Origin of the sequence: Methylocystis suflitae (genome assembly GCF_024448135.1) — a bacterium.
Classification (GTDB): domain Bacteria; phylum Pseudomonadota; class Alphaproteobacteria; order Rhizobiales; family Beijerinckiaceae; genus Methylocystis; species Methylocystis suflitae.
The window spans coordinates 69,925-85,888 of record NZ_JAMRYX010000085.1 but is presented as its reverse complement, the minus strand read 5'-3'; the positions used below and the strand labels follow the sequence as shown (position 1 = coordinate 85,888).

The following is a 15,964-nucleotide window of genomic DNA, read 5'->3' as shown; positions in this document are numbered from 1 at the left end:
CCATGTCGGAAGCGGCGCTCGCAGCCGCGCGAAAGCCGCAAGCGGCGCGCGAGACTCTCGACGCCGACCGCGTCGTCGCGAAAGTGGCGCGGCGACTGGTCCCTTTTCTCGTCACGGCCTTTATCGTCGCCTATCTCGACCGGGTGAATATCGGCTTCGCGGCGCTGACGATGAATGGCGAACTCGGCTTCACGCCGGAATTCTTCGGCTGGGGCGCCGGCATTTTTTTTGTCGGCTATTGCCTGTTCGAAGCGCCGAGCAATTACATCATGCATCGCGTCGGCGCGCGCATCTGGATCGCGCGCATCATGGTCAGCTGGGGCCTTGTTTCGGCGCTCACCGCCTTCATCTGGAACGAGGCGAGCTTCGTTGTTCTGCGTCTGCTGCTCGGCGTGATGGAAGCCGGTTTCGCGCCGGGCGTCATTCTCTATCTCACCTATTGGATCCCCGCCGCCCAGCGCGCGCGCGTTCTCGCCAGCTTTCTGATTGCGGTTCCTCTCGCCAGTGCGATCGGATCGCCGATCTCGGGATTCATCCTTGCCTCGCTGAACGGCGTCGGCGGGATCAGCGGCTGGCGATGGCTATTCCTGATGGAGGCGCTGCCTTCGATCATTCTCGGGGTTGTCTGTTTTTTCTATCTGCCTGACGGACCTCAGTCGGCGAAATGGCTCACGTCCGGCGAAAAGGCGTCGTTGCGCGCCGTGCTCGAGCGCGAGGCCGGGCAAGATCATGGCGACGATTGGCGCGCGCTCAAGGATGTGCGCATTCTCATTCTCGGCGTCGCCTATTTCGGGATCGTCATTGCGCTCTATGGTTTGAGCTTCTGGCTCCCGCAAATCATCAAAGCTTTCGGATTCGGCGTCGGCGTCACGAGTTTGCTGGCGTCAATTCCCTATATGTGCGCCGCGCTCGCGATGTGGGCCTGGAGCCGCAGCTCCGACCGGCGGCGTGAGACCGTCGGCCACACGGCGCTCGCCGGCGTCGTCGGCGCAATGGGATTGGCCTGCGCCGCCTATGCGCCGACGCCGTTGCTGTCGATGATCGCGCTGTCCGTCGCCGCTGTCGGCGCGATTGCGGCGCTGCCGACGTTCTGGAGCTTCACGACGCTGGCGCTCGGAACGGGCGACGCCGTCGTCGGCGTCGCGGTGATCAACTCGATCGGCAATATTTCGGGTTTTGCCGGTCCCTATCTCGTCGGTCTCGTCAAAGGCGCGACGGGCGAATTTTCTGACGCGCTGCTCGCGCTCGCCCTGGGACCGTTGATCACGGCTTTGCTGATTCTCCGCATCGGCAGGGTCGGCTTTCGATTTCTTCGCGCCTGACGTCTCGTTGCGGCCATTTCTCGGCTCTTGAGAGAGGCTTTCGCCGCGGCGAACGCCTCTCTCTTTGCGGCTGATTGGACGTTCGCCAACGCCGCATTAGGCGCGAAGACTCAGAGGCTCCCCAGAAGTTTCGTCATGATCTCGCCCGCCTTGCCGGGCAGCTTCGCCTGCTTGGCGGCTTCGAGATTGGTCGGCTCTCCGACGATGACGACGCCGACCATTCCCAGCGTGTAGTGCGGATCGCAACGGAAGCCATAGACGCCGGGCGTGGACAGCGTGATCGCCAATTCCTCATTGATCTTGCCGCGGAATGGCTCCGCGCCCGAAGGGAGCAACTCCTTTATGGTGACGGCGTTATGCCCCTTATCGGCCGCGACGAATTTAATCGTGTCGCCCGGTTTGATCCGAACGACCTCCGGCTCGAACACCATGTAACGGTCCGCGCCCTTGTTGAGCATTTTGATCTCGACGGTTTCACCCGCCATCGAAGGGCGCGACCATCCGATGAAGATTGCAAGAGCCAAAGCGGTCGCGCCGAAAGGGCGGCCAAGAGTGTGATATGCGCGTGTCACGAAGCTTTCTCCCTGGAACTATTATTAGTTGACGCGCCGATGCAAGTTTCCCTGCGGCGCTTCTCTTGGAAGAGAGCCCGACATCTAGCTATGCTAATTTCGATCATCAATAACGAGCGGCAAAACTTTGCATGGAAGACTTCCATTGTGCCGCTGTAGAGTGGAAGTCTTCTAGTTTGACCGTTCTTCCTCGCGCTTGATTTCGAGCGCAAGCCACTCATTTTCGGCCTGAGCGATGTCAGCTTGAAGCGCGGCGAATGCTTCGCTCGCCTTGGCGAATTTGGCCGGATCGCGCGCATAAAGCTCCGGGTCATCGAGTAGACTCTGCAATTTCGCGCATTTTTCCCGCCACGCGTCGATCTTGCCGGGCAGGGTCGCGAGCGCATGCTGCTCCTTGAAGGAGAGCTTTTGCCGTATCGCCGCCTTCTCGCGCGGCGCGGGCTTTTCTTTCGTCTCCCGCGCTGAGGCGATCGCGCCTCGCGTCTCCACGCCCTTGCCGCGTTGCGCGACCATGTCGCTATAGCCGCCGGCGTATTCAATCCAGCGGCCGTCGGCATCGCTCATCAAAACGCTGGTCGCGACGCGATCGAGAAAATCGCGATCATGGCTGACGACGATGAGCGTGCCGGGATAATCCGCGAGCATTTCCTCTAAGAGATCGAGCGTTTCGAGATCGAGATCGTTGGTTGGTTCGTCGAGCGCGAGGAGATTCGACGGCTTCGCCAGCGCCCGCGCAAGCAGCAAGCGTCCGCGCTCGCCGCCCGAAAGCCTGCCGATGGGCGTGCGCGCCTGTTCCGGCTTGAACAGGAAATCCTTCATGTAGCCGATGACGTGACGCCGTTCGCCATTGATTTCGATCGTGTCGGAGCCGCCGCCGGTCAGCGCGTCCTGCAGGGTGGTTCCCGGATCGAGACTCGCGCGGCTTTGCTCGAGAGTCGCCATTTCAAGATTGGCGCCTAATCGCACCTTGCCGCTGTCGGGCGCGAGCGCGCCGGTCAGCATATTGACGAGCGTCGTCTTGCCGGCGCCGTTCGCGCCGATGATTCCAATGCGGTCGCCCCGCAATATGCGCGTCGTGAAATTCTCGACGATGACGCGTTCGCCGTAGGACTTGCCGATCTTGATCGCCTCGATGACCAGCTTGCCGGACAGCTGCGCTTCGCTGGCTTCAAGTTTCACGTCGCCGGTCGGCATGACGCGATCGCGGCGCTCCGCGCGCAGATGATGCAGGCCCCCGAGTCGCTTCATGTTGCGCTTGCGCCGCCCCGAAACGCCGTGGCGCAGCCAATGTTCTTCGGCGACGATCTTGCGCTCCAACTTGTGCTGCTGCTTTTCCTCTTCCTCCAATTCGCGATCGCGCCAGGCCTCGAACTCCTTGAAGCCGCGCGCCAGATGGCGCGTGCGGCCGCGGTCGATCCAAAGCGTTTCCCGGGTCAGATCCTGAAGAAAGCGGCGGTCATGGCTGATGAGCACGAGCGCCGACCGCAACGCCGCGAGCCTTTCTTCGAGCCACAGGATCGTCGGCAGATCGAGGTGGTTCGTCGGCTCGTCGAGGAGCAAAATGTCGGGCTCGGGCGCGAGAACGCGGGCGAGCGCCGCCCTTCGCGCTTCGCCGCCCGAGAGGCGCGCGGGGTTTTCGTCCCCCTCGAGCCCCAGATCGTTGAGCAGCGTCCTGGCGATGTGGGGATCATCGAGGGGACCGAGGCCAGCTTCGACATAGGCAAGCGCCGTGGCGAAGCCGGAGAAATCCGGCTCCTGCGGCAGATAGCGCAGCGACGCGCCGGGCTGCAGGAAGCGCACGCCGCCGTCAGGCTCGATTTCGCCGGCCGCGATCTTGAGCAGCGTCGATTTGCCCGAGCCGTTGCGGCCGACGACGCAGAGCCGCGCGCCTGTCGCGACGGCGAAATCGGCGCCCTCCAGCAGCGGCTTCCCGCCGAGCGTGAGCATAACGCCCTGGAGGGCGAGGAGGGGCGGAGGGGCCATTGGAAGCTTAGCAGCGTCTTATGAACATGAGATAAGCTTCTTCCACGCAGGCGGGTCGGTTGTCACCCCCGAAGCCGTCGATAGTTCCGGAGCGAGAGCGATGCCGCCGATCACCACCGAGCAAATTCACGCCGGACAGGCGGTCTACACGCCGAACATGCTCGCGATCTACGATGTGCTGGTGCTCGGCCTGTCCAATCGCTGGATCTGGAAATGTCCGACTCCGCGGCTGCTCGCCCATTACGATCGACACATCAGCGGCAATCATCTCGATGTCGGCGTCGGCACTGGCTATTTTCTCGATCGCTGCCGTTTTCCAACTGCGACGCCGCGCCTCGCGCTGATGGATATGAATCGCGACGCGCTGCAATTCTCGGCGCGACGCATCGCCCGCTACCGGCCGAGACCTATGTGCGCAATGTCCTAGAGACAATCGACTTCAACGGCGCCAAATTCGACTCGCTCGGCGTCAATTATCTCCTGCATTGCCTGCCGGGCGACATGGCGACGAAGGCGCGCGCTTTCGATCTTCTGTCGCCCTTGATGTCGCCAGGCGCCGTCGTCTTCGGCTCGACGCTGCTGCAGGGCGGGGTCGCGCGCAGCTTCGCCGCGCAGCGGCTGATGGCGTTCTATAATTCGAAGGGCATATTCTCGAATACGCAGGACGATCTGGAGACGCTGACGCGCGAACTCGAAAAGCGCTTCAGCGCGGTCAGCGTCGAAACGGTCGGCTGCGCCGCGCTGTTTTCGGCGACGGTGAAAGGTTCAGGCGCCTAGCCCCAAAGCCTTCCGCACGCGGGCGGAATAGCCGTAAAGATCGGGGCGCAGCACGATTCGCCCGCCTTCATCGACATAGGCGGTGAAATATTCAATGTGGATCGGCAGCGGCTTGGCGAGATTGATGTAGCGCTCCGAGCCGCCGACCAGCCGGCGCACGCGACTCTCCGACCAGCCGCTGCCGGGGCCGAGCACGGCTTCGGCGAACGCGAAAGGCGCGTCGACGCGCATGCAGCCATGGCTGAAGGCGCGATGCGACGCAGCGAAAAGGTTGCGCGACGGCGTATCGTGCAAATAGACCGAGAAATCGTTCGGGAACATGAATTTGATGCGACCAAGCGCGTTGCGTTCGCCAGGCGGCTGACGCACCACGAGCTTGCCGCCGCGATAGGACACGTTGAAGCCGCTCGCCGCGATGGCGGCGACGTCGCCGTTCGCCTTCGGCAGCATCTCCTTGTTCAGGATCGACGGCGGCACGTTCCAATAGGGATTGACGATGAGGTACTGCAGCGCGTTGGAGAAGATCGGCGTCGGGGTCGCCTCTTTGCCGACGATGATTCGCGTGCGATGCGTCACCTCGCCGTTCCGCACGACGGCGAGTTCAAAGTCGGGAATATTCACCTCGACCCGTTCTTCGCCGAGGTCGCGCGGCAGCCAGCGCCACCGCTCCATATTGGCGATGATTTCCGCTTCGACCCGCGAGGTCGAAGCTTTGGCGAGTCCAGCGGCGCGGCGCCGCTTGGACTTGCTTGCGGGCGGCAGGACGTCGCTCTGGGTGACGTTCCCAGTGGCTGCGGCGTAAAGTCCGTCAGAGGCCGGCGCGCTGGCGCGCTGCGTTCTCAGCTCGATGAGTTTTTCGCGCAGCTGCTGATAGCCATAATGCGTGGGATTATAGGCCTGCAGCGCATCGCCGGCGGTTGCGCCCGCGCCGGCGACTTCGGCCACGGCCAGCGCCGGATCGGGGAGGGTCGTTATCGCCCCGACGAGTCGCGAAATGCGCTCAGGGTCGATCCGGGCGCCGCGCGCCTGCAGCGCATAGGCGGCGATTGCCTCCGACAGAGCGAGTTCGTCCGCCGCCGTGGGCGCCGCCTTTTCGGCGTCGGGCGCTGCATAGGCGCGAAGATCGAGCCCGTCGTCGGCGGCGAGCGCGAGGCGCGCGAGCGCGCCCCGAGCCGAGGCGCGCCATTCTCCATTCTCGATCCAAAAAGGCGCGAGATCTCGAGCGGCGTAGGCGGCCGCCAGCGCCGCGCGCAGACGATGGCGCTCCGGCCCGAGAGCCGCGTCGCCAGCCGCCGCCCAGGCGTCGAGCGCCAAGGCGAGATCGCGCTTCTCCTCGGGCTGAAGGCTCCAGGCGAGGTCGAGCGGGTCCGGCTTGATAGGCTTGGCGCGCAGCTCGACGTCGAGCAAAAGCGCGGCGGGCGCGGCGTCCGCGACGGCGAAAGCGGAATTTTCCAACGGCGCGCGCGTCGGGACGCGCTCCACGTCAAAAAGCGCGACGAGCGGCGGCAGGTTGAAAAGTTCAGCGCGGCGCGGCGGATACTGCGCCGCGACCGCAGGAGCGGCGAACGCCGACACGGTCGCGGCCGCAAGCGCGGCGCGGAGAAGTCGCTTGGCCGTTTCGCCAGCGGTCATGGCTGTCCCTCGCGCAAGACCCCGTCGCGGCGAGATCTGCGGCGCCTTTCCAGTCAAGATATGGGCGGAGCGCCGCCGCGCGGCAATCCTCCATTGCTTCGCCGGAACAGTAACGCGCGGCGTCAGGCTTGGGAATCGGCGCGAGGCGGCGCGCCCCGCTCAGCCCCCGAAAAAGCCGGACTGTGGCGGCGACGCCACAACGGCGCCGGGCTCGAATCCAGGTTAGCGAGGCGTCATCGCGCCGCGTCATGGCCCCGCTTGTCGCGGCCATCCACGCGACGACACGATGTAATTGTGAGAACATGAGCCGAATGCCGTCTCCGCGATGCGTTTCGCGATGTCCCGGCGTGGATGCCTGGCGCAAGGCCGGTCATGATGGGCAATGGCGGGCAGGACTCGAACGCGCTATGATTTGTCGTGGATCCCAGAGGCCGCTTGATGAAGCCCTACATCGTCATCGTCCATAAGGACGAACACAGCGCCTACGGCATGAGCTTTCCCGACGCGCCGGGATGTTTTTCGGCCGCGGATGACATCGACGACCTCTTCGCCATGGCCAGCGAGGCGCTGGAGCTTTGGGCGGAAGGCATGCGCGAGGACGGGCTGCCAATTCCGGAGCCGCGCGATTTTGAGGTCTTGCGAACCGACCCGAAATGGGCTGATCGTTTTGCCGATGCGGAAATCGTGATTGCCGTCGAAGCGCCCTGGGCGCAAAGGCGGCAAGCGGCTGAGTGAATCAGTCCTTCGGCCAGCCTGCGCTTTCATAAATGCTGAGCACAGTCTTTGGCGGCATGTCTTTCTTGGGGTGCGCCACAGTCACACGCCCGGATTTTGTCGGATGCTTGAACTGGCGATGCGAGCCTTTCGACCGCACGAGCCGCCATCCTTCCCTTTCCAGGCGGCGAATGATGTCGCGGCTGTTGGTGAGCACTAGGCGAACTCGTTGAATGCCTTCAACAGTTTCATTGTTGCAGCACCACTGAGCTCGTCCCCTGAATAGCGGCACTCATACAAGCCCTGTAGGTTCGAGGGTAACGTAGCGCCATCCTCGACGAGCAGGATGAATTTCTTGCCGTAGAGCGCCATGGCTGCTCCGATCTCAATAAGCACATTGCCATTCAATTGAGGGTATTCGTTACCTTCGTTGTCATAGAGGACCTTTTCAACGCTAACGTGAATTACAGCAGCGCTACATTCGCGCATCTCATCCATGACTTTATCGGGGACAGGCTTGGCTGCGGTTTCTCGATCTTGTGCAACAACTGGTTCAAACTTTCCGTAAGCAACGATGTCTTTCAGTTGCTCCAGTATCTTATGATTTTTGCCGTGCGTTATAAAGACACGGTTGTTGCTAGGTTTGCAGTAATGAGCCTGGTTCGCGTTCAGGTCTGGCTCGCCCGGATTGGCCACTTCCGCGATGTCTTTGTTTTCTAGCGGCGGATCGCTGGGCGGTTCCTCCAAGGAGTCTTCGATTTCTAAGAACGCATCGATGTTTCCGGCGTCGAACTCGAATCGAGTTGGCTGTCCTCTTCGTCCTACAATTAACTGTCCAAGATCGGCTCCTTCTGCCAACTGGAAAAAACACACAGCTTGATCATTAAGAATTTTGTCGCTGTCGGACGCTTCATCACCGTAATGGTCGTACCAATACGCACCCAAGTCGCTGGCCGTCACTGAGTGCTCTTGGCGGTGTTTCGCTCTTTCAATCGCTCCTTGATAGGGAGGGCAATCCTTGATTGCGGCTCGTAGCGCGTCGACCTTCTTGGTGCCGTTAGACCGGGCGATCAGCCTTCCGCGCTCAGTTATACGAATCTTGTTGGCGGACTCTTCCACAAATTTCCAAGTCTTATACGCACTTAATTTTCTGCCATCTAAAACTGCGGTGTCTAAGACGGCCTTCGCCTCTGCTAAAGTTGCGCCAGTTGGCTTTGTAACAAGATAGCCGCAGATCGCCTCGATATCAGCGACGGTAGTGCGAATGGGAAGGGTCATCGAGCCAGCCAGAATCAGATTTGTTCACCTTCGACAAATAAGAGCGGCTCTTAATAAAAATGTCAAGTTAAGAGGCTTATATAACAGCGTCTCAGTCCAAAGCCTTCACCCCGCCTGCACAAAACTCTCCAGCACCATCTTCCTGCCGGCCTTGTCGAAATCGACCGTGAGCTTGTTGCCGTCGACCGCCGCCACCGAGCCGGGACCGAACTTCAGGTGAAACACCCGCGCGCCGACTGAAAAGCGCGAACCGCCGGACGAGCGCGCGATCACTTCGCCCTCGATCGTCACGGGCTGCTTGCCGCGCGCGCCGCGCATCGGCTCGCCGCGCCCGGCGTCGCCCCGCGCGGCCTGCGCGCGTTTCCATCCCGGCGTCGAATAGTCGGAGCCGTAGACGTCGAGATTGGCGAAGCGCGAGACGCCATAGGAGCCATATTGCGAGCCGCTCGGCGCCTCGACCACCTCGACATTGTCCGTCGGCAGATTGTCGATGAAGCGCGACGGCACGGTCGCCTGCCACAGGCCGTGAATGCGCCGGTTGCTGGCGAAATAGATTTTCGCGCGGCGTTTGGCGCGCGTCAGCCCGACATAGGCGAGGCGGCGCTCTTCCTCGAGTCCGGCGCGTCCCTGTTCATCGAGCGTGCGCTGGCTCGGAAACAGCCCTTCCTCCCAGCCGGGGAGATAGACCGTCTCGAACTCGAGGCCCTTGGCGCCATGCAGCGTCATGATCGACACGCGCTCTTGATCGACTGCGCTATCGGCCTCCATGACGAGCGATACATGTTCGAGGAAGGACTCAAGGTCGGGAAAGGCCTCCATCGCCCGGACAAGCTCTTTCAAATTGTCGAGCCGCCCGGTGGCCTCGGGCGTCTTGTCCGAACGCCACATCTCGGTGTAGCCGGATTCATCGAGCACCTGCTCGGCAAGCTCATGCTGCGGCTTTGAATCGATCAGCGTGCGCCAGCGGTCGAAATCGCCAATGAGGCCGCGCAGCGCGCCGCGGGGCTTTGGCTTTAATTCCTCGCTTTCGACAAGAACGCGCGCCGCCTGCATCAGCGGAATGGCTTCGCGCCGCGCATATTCATGCAGCATTTGCAGCGTCGCGTCGCCGAGGCCGCGTTTGGGCGTATTGATGATGCGCTCGAAGGCGAGATCGTCGGCCGGCTGGGCGACGCAGCGCAGATAGGCGAGCGCGTCGCGAATTTCGAGTCGCTCATAGAAACGCGGGCCGCCGATGACGCGATAGGGCAGGCCGATCTCGACGAAGCGCTCTTCGAATTCGCGCATCTGAAACGACGCGCGCACGAGAATGGCGATCTCTTCGAGCGAATGGTCCTTACGGCTGAGCTGCTCGATATCCTCGCCGATGCTGCGCGCTTCTTCCTGGCTGTCCCAGACGCCGGTGAGCGTCGGCTTTTCGCCCTCGCCGCCATCGGTGAACAGCGTTTTGCCGAGCCGGCCTTCATTATGCGAGATGAGATGCGAGGCGGCGGCGAGAATATGTCCGGTCGAGCGGTAGTTGCGCTCCAGGCGGATGACCTTGGCGCCGGGAAAATCCTGCTCGAAACGCAGGATGTTCTCGACCTCGGCGCCGCGCCAGCCATAGACGCTCTGATCGTCGTCGCCGACGCAGCAGAGATTTTGTTTCCCCGGCGCCCGCTGCGAGATCAGCCGCAGCCACAGATATTGCGCGATATTGGTGTCCTGATATTCGTCGACCAGAATATATTTGAAGCGGCGCTGATAGTCGGCGAGCACATCCGGATTGTCGCGAAAGAGCCGCAGGCTCTCCATCAAGAGATCGCCGAAGTCGACGGCGTTCAAGACCTTGAGCCGCTCCTGATAGAGTGCGTAGAGCGCCGCGCCTTTGCCATTGGCGAAGCTCTCAGCCTCGCCGGCGGGAACCTGCGCCGGCGTCAATCCGCGGTTCTTCCAGCCGTCGATCCGCATGGCGAGCGCGCGCGCCGGCCAGCGCTTGTCGTCGATATTCTCCGCGCGCAGCACCTGCTTCAAGAGGCGGATCTGATCATCGACATCGAGAATGGTGAAGTTCGGCTTCAGCCCGACGAGTTCAGCGTGACGGCGCAGGATCTTGGCGCTGATCGCGTGAAAGGTGCCGAGCCATTGCATGGCCTGCGCGCCCTCGCCGACCAGCGCCTCGACGCGTTGGCGCATCTCGCGCGCCGCCTTGTTGGTGAAGGTGACGGCGAGGATTTCATAGGCGCGCGCCTTGCCGAGCGCCAGGATGTGGCCGATGCGCGTCGTCAGCGCCCGCGTCTTGCCGGTGCCGGCGCCGGCAAGCACGAGCACCGGACCGTCGAGCGTTTCGACGGCGGCGCGCTGCTCGGGGTTGAGCGCATCGAGATAGCGCGGCCGCCCCGCGCTCGCCGCCGCGCGCGCGGCAAGCCCGCCCATTTGCGGCGCGTAATGGTCGATCTCGGGCGGAGGGCTCTTCATGATTCTTCAATCATATAGGAGAACGGAACGCGAATCACTGTTTCGGCCGTTTATTGGGCGCCAATCCCCCGGCCCCTCATCTCACTTCTCCCCGCATGCGGGGAGAAGAGGCGGCCGACGTCGCGCAAACATTTGCACAAGGAGCGCAGTCTCTATGACCCCAGGGTTGAGGGGCTTGGGGACGTTTCACGCGCTTCTAACGCCCGCTCCAGCACGAATACCCGCAGCGCCGAGGATAGATTGGCTTCACCCCGTCCGGCGTCGACCCCGGCGATGAGCGCCGCGAGCGAGACGCCGTCCTGCGCGGCGATGTCTTTCAGCGCCCGCCAGAAGGCGTCCTCCAGCGACACGCTGGTGCGATGGCCGGCGATGACGACGGAATGCTTGACGATTCGGCGCGAACTGGCGTCTTGCGCCTGCGCCTCACTCACGCCTGATCGTCCGCTTCCCGCTCGCGCCGATGCGCCTCGAGCCTGGCGCTCTCCAGCTGCGCCTGCGCGGCGGTCAACTCCCGCTCGGATTTGCTGCGCCCGAAGGCTGTGCGCTTCGCTTGCGTGGCGTCGTCCTTGACGCGGCGGTCGCGTTGTTTGCGCGCGCGCCGCAGATTGACGACGTCGCCCATCAAGGCTTTTTGCGGAAGGCGTCGATCGAGACGATCTTGTCGTCGCCTTCTTCCTTTGCTTCGACCGGCTTGAGTTTTTTTTGCCTGTCGGCGCCCGGCGTCTTGTTCGGCTCTACTTTGGCCGGCTCTGATTTTACCGGCTCGACCTTGGCCGGCTTGAACGGCTTTGCCGGCTCTGGCGTTTTCGCGACAAGGCTTGGTCCTGGAAAAGGCGCGTCCTCGTCGTCGCTATCCTCAAGCGCGTCTTCGGCGCTCTCAAAGCGCAGGCCGAATTCGACGGCAGGATCGAAAAAGCCGGTGACGGCCGCGTAGGGCACGTAGAGATGCTCGGGGACCGAGCGGAACGATAGGGTGACGCCGAAACCTTCTTCGTCGACTTCCAGATTCGACCATTGATGCTGCAGGATGATCGTCAGCTCGCTCGGCCATTGTTCGGCGAGGCGGCGCGAAATCGTGACGCCCGGCGCATCGGTGCGGAAGCTGATGGTGAAGTGATGGTCGCCGGGCAGATAGCCGCTCTCGGCGACGTCGCCCAGCACTTTGCGCATGACGCCGCGCATGGCGTCCTGAACGAGAAGATCGTAGCGAATAATGTCTTTAGCCATTGCGTCGCGCCAGACTGCCATCCGTATGGTCGACCGGCTACCCGCTTCCGACCGCCATGCTTGCCGCGCTAGCATCACGGCGGCGCGGCGCGAGAAAATTGAAGTGGAGGCTTCTGTTGCCAGGCGCCTCCTGACCCCGCCTAGAAGTGCTAACCCCTAGGGCTTAATTCCCAGTTTGGGCGCCGCATTACGCGGCGACGGCCACCGGAGCATAGTTGTCGTTGGCAACTATAAGTTTGACCCGATAACGGCGGTATCATGCCGAGCAAAAAAGCACCCTTTACACCCTCGTCAATCCTATTTCGCCCCCGCCAAAAACCGCCGCGCGGACGGGCTTTGGTGGAGGCGCCGGGTACCGCCCCCGGGTCCGAATGGTTTATTACGGTGTTCGTTTATCGCCATAGCCGACGCAAGCGCCGGCGAATTGAATATAGGCGCTTGGGGGATTTTGTGAAAGTCCCCACCGTCTGCGTCTTCAGCGCTTTTGCCGAGGGGGCGTGGCGCGAACGAGCCTGGCCTATTGCGCGCCGACGCGCTTCACCGCGCCAAAGCCCTTCGCATCCATGGCGAGGTGCAGCCGGTTCTGCAGCCCAGCGTCGTCGCCCTTGACGAGCAGTCCGGCGTTTTCGGCGATCGCCTCGCAGAGGGCAGCCACCCAGGGCTCCTCGCTTTTGGCGAAATCGCTGAGCACATAAGCATGGACCAGCGCCTTATCGCCGGGGTGGCCGATGCCGAGCCGCAGCCGCTTATAGTCGTTGCCGATATGCGCGGTGATTGAGCGCAGCCCGTTGTGGCCCGCGACGCCGCCGCCTGTCTTGATCCGGCATTTGGCCGGCGCGAGATCGAGTTCGTCGTGAAGGACGACGATGTCATCGACGCCGATCTTGTGAAAACGCGCGGCTTCGCCGACAGAACGGCCGCTCTCGTTCATATAGGTCTGCGGCTGCAGCAGCATGACCTTTACGCCGCCGATCGCCCCTTCGCTGACGAGGCCTTGGAAGCGCGCCCGCGCTTGTGGAAAGCCGTGTCGCTTGGCGATCGCTTCGAGCGCCATAAAGCCGATATTGTGCCGGTTCTTGGCGTAGGCGCGTCCGGGATTGCCCAGTCCGACAAGGAGCAGCATGTGAGCCTCTGACATAAAAATGGCCGGGCGAACCCGGCCATTATCACGGTAAGCTTCGCCGCGCTTACTTCTTCTTTTCTTCCTTGGCGGGAGCGGCCGCAGGCGCAGCCGCCGCGGCTGGAGCCTCCTCGGCGCCGCCGCCACCCGGCGGCGTCAGGCTCGCGACAGTGAAATTCTTGTCGGGATTCGTGGGCTTGCAGCCCTCCGGCAGCGGAATCGCCGAAATATGCAGCGAATCATTGAAGTCCATGCCCGTCAGGTCGGCGGTGATGGCCTCCGGAATATTGTCGGCCGGCACCCACATCTCCACCGTGTGATAGACGATGTTGAGCGCGCCGCCGCGCTTGATGCCAGGCGCAGCTTCCTGGTTGGTGAAATGCACCGGCACTTGCACGCGCAGCCGCGAACCCGGCTTCAGGCGCAGGAAATCCACGTGCATCGGCGTGTCTTTGATGACGTCAAGCTGATAGTCGCGCGGGATGGCGCGCTCTTTCTTGCCGTCGATGTCGAGCTCGAAGATCGTCGTGAGGAAGTGCCCGGCGAAGATCAGTTGAGTAAGGCTCTTCTTCTCGAGCGAGAGCGGCTGCGGCGCTTCGCCGCCGCCATACAGCACTGCTGGTATACGGCCCTCACGGCGAACGCTGCGGGCGGCCCCCTTGCCTGTCCCGCTGCGCACCGTGGCCGCGAGCTTCTTGGTCTCGGCCATGTCGGTGTCCTTTAAATCAAAAGAAAAGGCGCTGCTTCGCCTCCAGGGGTGTCGGAAACGCAGGCGCCGCGGCGCTTATAGGGGACCGCGCCACGGGAGGCAAGGCGGAGGGCCGGAAACATTCAATTTGACCCCTTTCCGATAGCGGCCGGCGCCTCATATGGCCGCAGATCGCTGGCCTTTTGGGCGGCATGGCGCAGCCGCGGCTTCGTTCCGGCTGCAAGAGAAAGGGTTCCAACATGCGTACTTTGATGACGTGCATCGCGCTTCTCGGACTCGTCGGCTTGGCGGCGACGCCGGCTCAGGCCGACCGTCAGCTCACCCGCGAAGAGAAATCCAGCATCCGTTCAGCGATGAAGGACGCGCAGTGCTCCGGCGGCAAGATGGAATTCGACGACGGGAAATTCGAAGTCGACAACGCGAAATGTCAGGACGGGAAGCGCTACGATCTCACCTTCGATCGCAATTTCAAGATGACCGGCAAGGAGCTCGAAGACAACAAATATTATGGCAGTGGACGCTACAACAAGCGCGATAACCGGCGCGACACCTATTAACGCGCCTCTCGGGCGGTCATAGGATTTGCCGTCCGCGCATATGCGCGACGCCGCGCCGGAAGATCGACGTTGGCCGGTGCCGCGGCGCGTGTGGCGCGATAGCATCAGGCCCCCACCCGATGTCGAGCGTTGAGGAGCCTGGAAAGCTTCCGGCGCGATCCACATAGGGTGGGGTTTTGTCCAGCTGAATCGCCGGCGCAACCCGCGTCAACAGACCGAGCGGGGAGTCCTGATCGACCAGATAATGATTGAGATCGTCCTGGCTGATGGGAACGGCCGCTTCCGCGTTGGCGGCGAAACGCATGCCGAGCATGGCCGTCCCGGCGAGCGACACACGGACGATCCAGCGGCCGCCTTCCTCTGCGCGGCGCAGCGCCGCGGCGAGCACGCCGAGCGCGCCGAGGCAGCCTGAACCGTAATCATTGAAATAGGCGGGAATGAGCGCCGGCTCGCCAAGTGCATCGCTGTGCATGGCGGCGAGGCCGGTCGCGGCCTGAGCGAGCTGCTCCCAGCCACGCCGCTCGGCCCAGGGGCCCTGAAAGCCGTAGGCGTTGACCTCGACGTAGATCAAGCGCGGGTTGATCCGCCACAGAGCCTGCGGCGCAAATCCTCGCTTCGCCAGCGATCCCCAACGGAATCCCTGCACGAAAACGTCGCAGTCGCGAACGAGATCGAGCGCGCGGGCGCGATCGGCGTCGGCGCGCAAGTCGATATAGGCGGTCTTCTTGCCGAATGACGTGTCGATGTCGAAGCCGAGAATATGGTCGAGATAGGGGTTGCGACAGTGAATGACGTCGGCGCCATGCTCCGACAGCAGTTTGCCGATCGTCGGTCCGGCGACGACATGCGTGAAATCGAGAACACGGAGCCGCTCGAGCGGCCGCGCGGCGGCAGGCGTGAAAGGAACGGGCGCCGCGTCGCCCTGCCGCACAAGCTCGATCGGCGGCGTATCGCCGATCGCGCGGCCCTGCGGATGCGCGCGCCACTCTTCGGGGCTTCGCAAGATCGCCGCGCAGAGGCCGAGCGCGGAAAGTTCGTCCTCGAGCGTCTGCGCCTCAAAGCGCGTAACGCTTTTGGCGATGGCTTCGCGCTCATTTGGACAGTCGAGATAGCGCAATATGCCGTCGCGCAGATGCTGATAGGCGCCGTTGAAAAAGATGCGCCGTCCATCACGGGTGCGATAGAAATTATTCACCGCTGTATGGACGGCGCTGATGTCGAATTGCCAGCCGCTCTGAAAGAAATAGGCGATCTCATTGAACAGCAGGCCGGCGTGCCGCCGGTCGATTCGCACCTGCTGCGCGCCCAGGCCGCGACTTTCGCCGATAGAGGCGATTGTTGCGCCGATCGCGCCCATCAGCGCGACGGCGAAGTCATGAACCTCGATGGGCGAGTCGACGTAGCCAGGCGTCTGATCGACATGAATCTGCGACGAATGTTGAGGTAGGTTCAGTCGCTGCGTGATCGCCGCGAGAATTTCTTTTTGCCGCTGGCTGTACAAATCGACAACTCCGCCAAGCGCGCCGGGTGGATATCGAAGCCGCATGCGAATTCTAGCGGCCTTGGCGCGCGCCGCCGGCTTGGCCAAGTAGAGCACGGCGTATCTAGCGCGACGG

15 protein-coding genes, 1 other RNA gene and 1 pseudogene are annotated in these 15,964 nt (G+C 62.7%); 4 read left to right on the top strand and 13 right to left on the bottom strand.

Annotation, left to right across the window (positions count from 1 at the left end; translation table 11 throughout):
• The first annotated feature begins 2 nt into the window (after positions 1–2).
• Positions 3–1,322 (top strand): MFS transporter, encoded by a 1,320-nt coding sequence (locus NEI07_RS07190; RefSeq protein ID WP_256033683.1) that lies wholly within the window; start codon positions 3–5, stop codon positions 1,320–1,322.
• 110 nt (positions 1,323–1,432) lie between these two features.
• Here the strand turns inward: NEI07_RS07190 and NEI07_RS07185 are convergent, their stop codons facing one another.
• Entirely contained in the window at positions 1,433–1,894 is a 462-nt protein-coding gene (locus NEI07_RS07185; protein ID WP_256033682.1) for a pseudoazurin, read from the bottom strand.
• A 171-nt stretch (positions 1,895–2,065) separates the two neighbouring features.
• The gene (locus tag NEI07_RS07180) at positions 2,066–3,877 is read right to left on the bottom strand and encodes an ABC-F family ATP-binding cassette domain-containing protein (RefSeq protein WP_256033681.1); all 1,812 of its coding nucleotides are present in this window, start codon (positions 3,875–3,877) and stop codon (positions 2,066–2,068) included.
• Between the two features lie 100 nt (positions 3,878–3,977).
• On the opposite strand from NEI07_RS07180, the pseudogene NEI07_RS07175 reads away from it, so the two are divergent.
• Positions 3,978–4,654: pseudogene (locus NEI07_RS07175) on the top strand (class I SAM-dependent methyltransferase).
• Here the strand turns inward: NEI07_RS07175 and NEI07_RS07170 are convergent.
• Positions 4,643–6,286 (bottom strand): L,D-transpeptidase family protein, encoded by a 1,644-nt coding sequence (locus NEI07_RS07170; protein WP_256033680.1) that lies wholly within the window; start codon positions 6,284–6,286, stop codon positions 4,643–4,645. The pseudogene NEI07_RS07175 and the gene NEI07_RS07170 overlap by 12 nt on opposite strands.
• A 438-nt stretch (positions 6,287–6,724) precedes the next feature.
• On the opposite strand from NEI07_RS07170, the gene NEI07_RS07165 reads away from it, so the two are divergent.
• A complete protein-coding gene (locus tag NEI07_RS07165; RefSeq protein WP_256033679.1) occupies positions 6,725–7,021 on the top strand; it encodes a type II toxin-antitoxin system HicB family antitoxin in 297 nt (98 codons plus the stop codon).
• Between the two features lies 1 nt (position 7,022).
• Here NEI07_RS07165 and NEI07_RS07160 read toward each other — a convergent pair whose 3' ends face one another.
• From NEI07_RS07160 to NEI07_RS07120, 9 genes are all read right to left on the bottom strand, one after another.
• On the bottom strand, positions 7,023–7,217 hold the full coding sequence (locus NEI07_RS07160) for a type II toxin-antitoxin system HicA family toxin (RefSeq protein ID WP_256033678.1): 195 nt from the start codon (positions 7,215–7,217) through the stop codon (positions 7,023–7,025).
• Positions 7,217–8,278 (bottom strand): TIR domain-containing protein, encoded by a 1,062-nt coding sequence (locus NEI07_RS07155; protein ID WP_256033677.1) that lies wholly within the window; start codon positions 8,276–8,278, stop codon positions 7,217–7,219. The genes NEI07_RS07160 and NEI07_RS07155 overlap by 1 nt, the downstream gene beginning before the upstream one ends.
• A 105-nt stretch (positions 8,279–8,383) precedes the next feature.
• Complete coding sequence (locus tag NEI07_RS07150) at positions 8,384–10,735, bottom strand: ATP-dependent helicase (protein ID WP_256033675.1); 2,352 nt, start codon at positions 10,733–10,735, stop codon at positions 8,384–8,386.
• A gap of 152 nt (positions 10,736–10,887) precedes the next feature.
• Positions 10,888–11,166, bottom strand: a complete 279-nt coding sequence (locus NEI07_RS07145) for a ribbon-helix-helix domain-containing protein (protein WP_256033674.1) — start codon at positions 11,164–11,166, stop codon at positions 10,888–10,890.
• Positions 11,163–11,357, bottom strand: coding sequence for a DUF4169 family protein (locus NEI07_RS07140; RefSeq protein WP_256033672.1), 195 nt, complete (start codon positions 11,355–11,357; stop codon positions 11,163–11,165). The genes NEI07_RS07145 and NEI07_RS07140 overlap by 4 nt, the downstream gene beginning before the upstream one ends.
• Positions 11,357–11,962 carry an SspB family protein gene (locus NEI07_RS07135; RefSeq protein ID WP_256033669.1) on the bottom strand — a complete coding sequence of 202 codons (606 nt, stop codon included), beginning with the start codon at positions 11,960–11,962 and terminating at the stop codon, positions 11,357–11,359. Before NEI07_RS07135 ends, NEI07_RS07140 begins: the two co-directional genes overlap by 1 nt.
• Before the next feature lie 102 nt (positions 11,963–12,064).
• Positions 12,065–12,422, bottom strand: a transfer-messenger RNA (tmRNA) gene (ssrA, locus tag NEI07_RS07130).
• Between the two features lie 57 nt (positions 12,423–12,479).
• On the bottom strand, positions 12,480–13,085 hold the full coding sequence (pth, locus tag NEI07_RS07125; RefSeq protein WP_256033667.1) for an aminoacyl-tRNA hydrolase: 606 nt from the start codon (positions 13,083–13,085) through the stop codon (positions 12,480–12,482).
• 64 nt (positions 13,086–13,149) lie between these two features.
• Complete coding sequence (locus tag NEI07_RS07120; protein WP_256033666.1) at positions 13,150–13,791, bottom strand: 50S ribosomal protein L25/general stress protein Ctc; 642 nt, start codon at positions 13,789–13,791, stop codon at positions 13,150–13,152.
• 239 nt (positions 13,792–14,030) lie between these two features.
• Between NEI07_RS07120 and NEI07_RS07115 the strand changes: the two genes are divergently transcribed.
• Positions 14,031–14,348, top strand: a complete 318-nt coding sequence (locus NEI07_RS07115; protein WP_256033664.1) for a PepSY domain-containing protein — start codon at positions 14,031–14,033, stop codon at positions 14,346–14,348.
• Between the two features lie 16 nt (positions 14,349–14,364).
• Here the strand turns inward: NEI07_RS07115 and NEI07_RS07110 are convergent, their stop codons facing one another.
• Positions 14,365–15,945 carry a CoA transferase gene (locus NEI07_RS07110; RefSeq protein ID WP_256033663.1) on the bottom strand — a complete coding sequence of 527 codons (1,581 nt, stop codon included), beginning with the start codon at positions 15,943–15,945 and terminating at the stop codon, positions 14,365–14,367.
• Positions 15,946–15,964 lie beyond the last annotated feature (19 nt).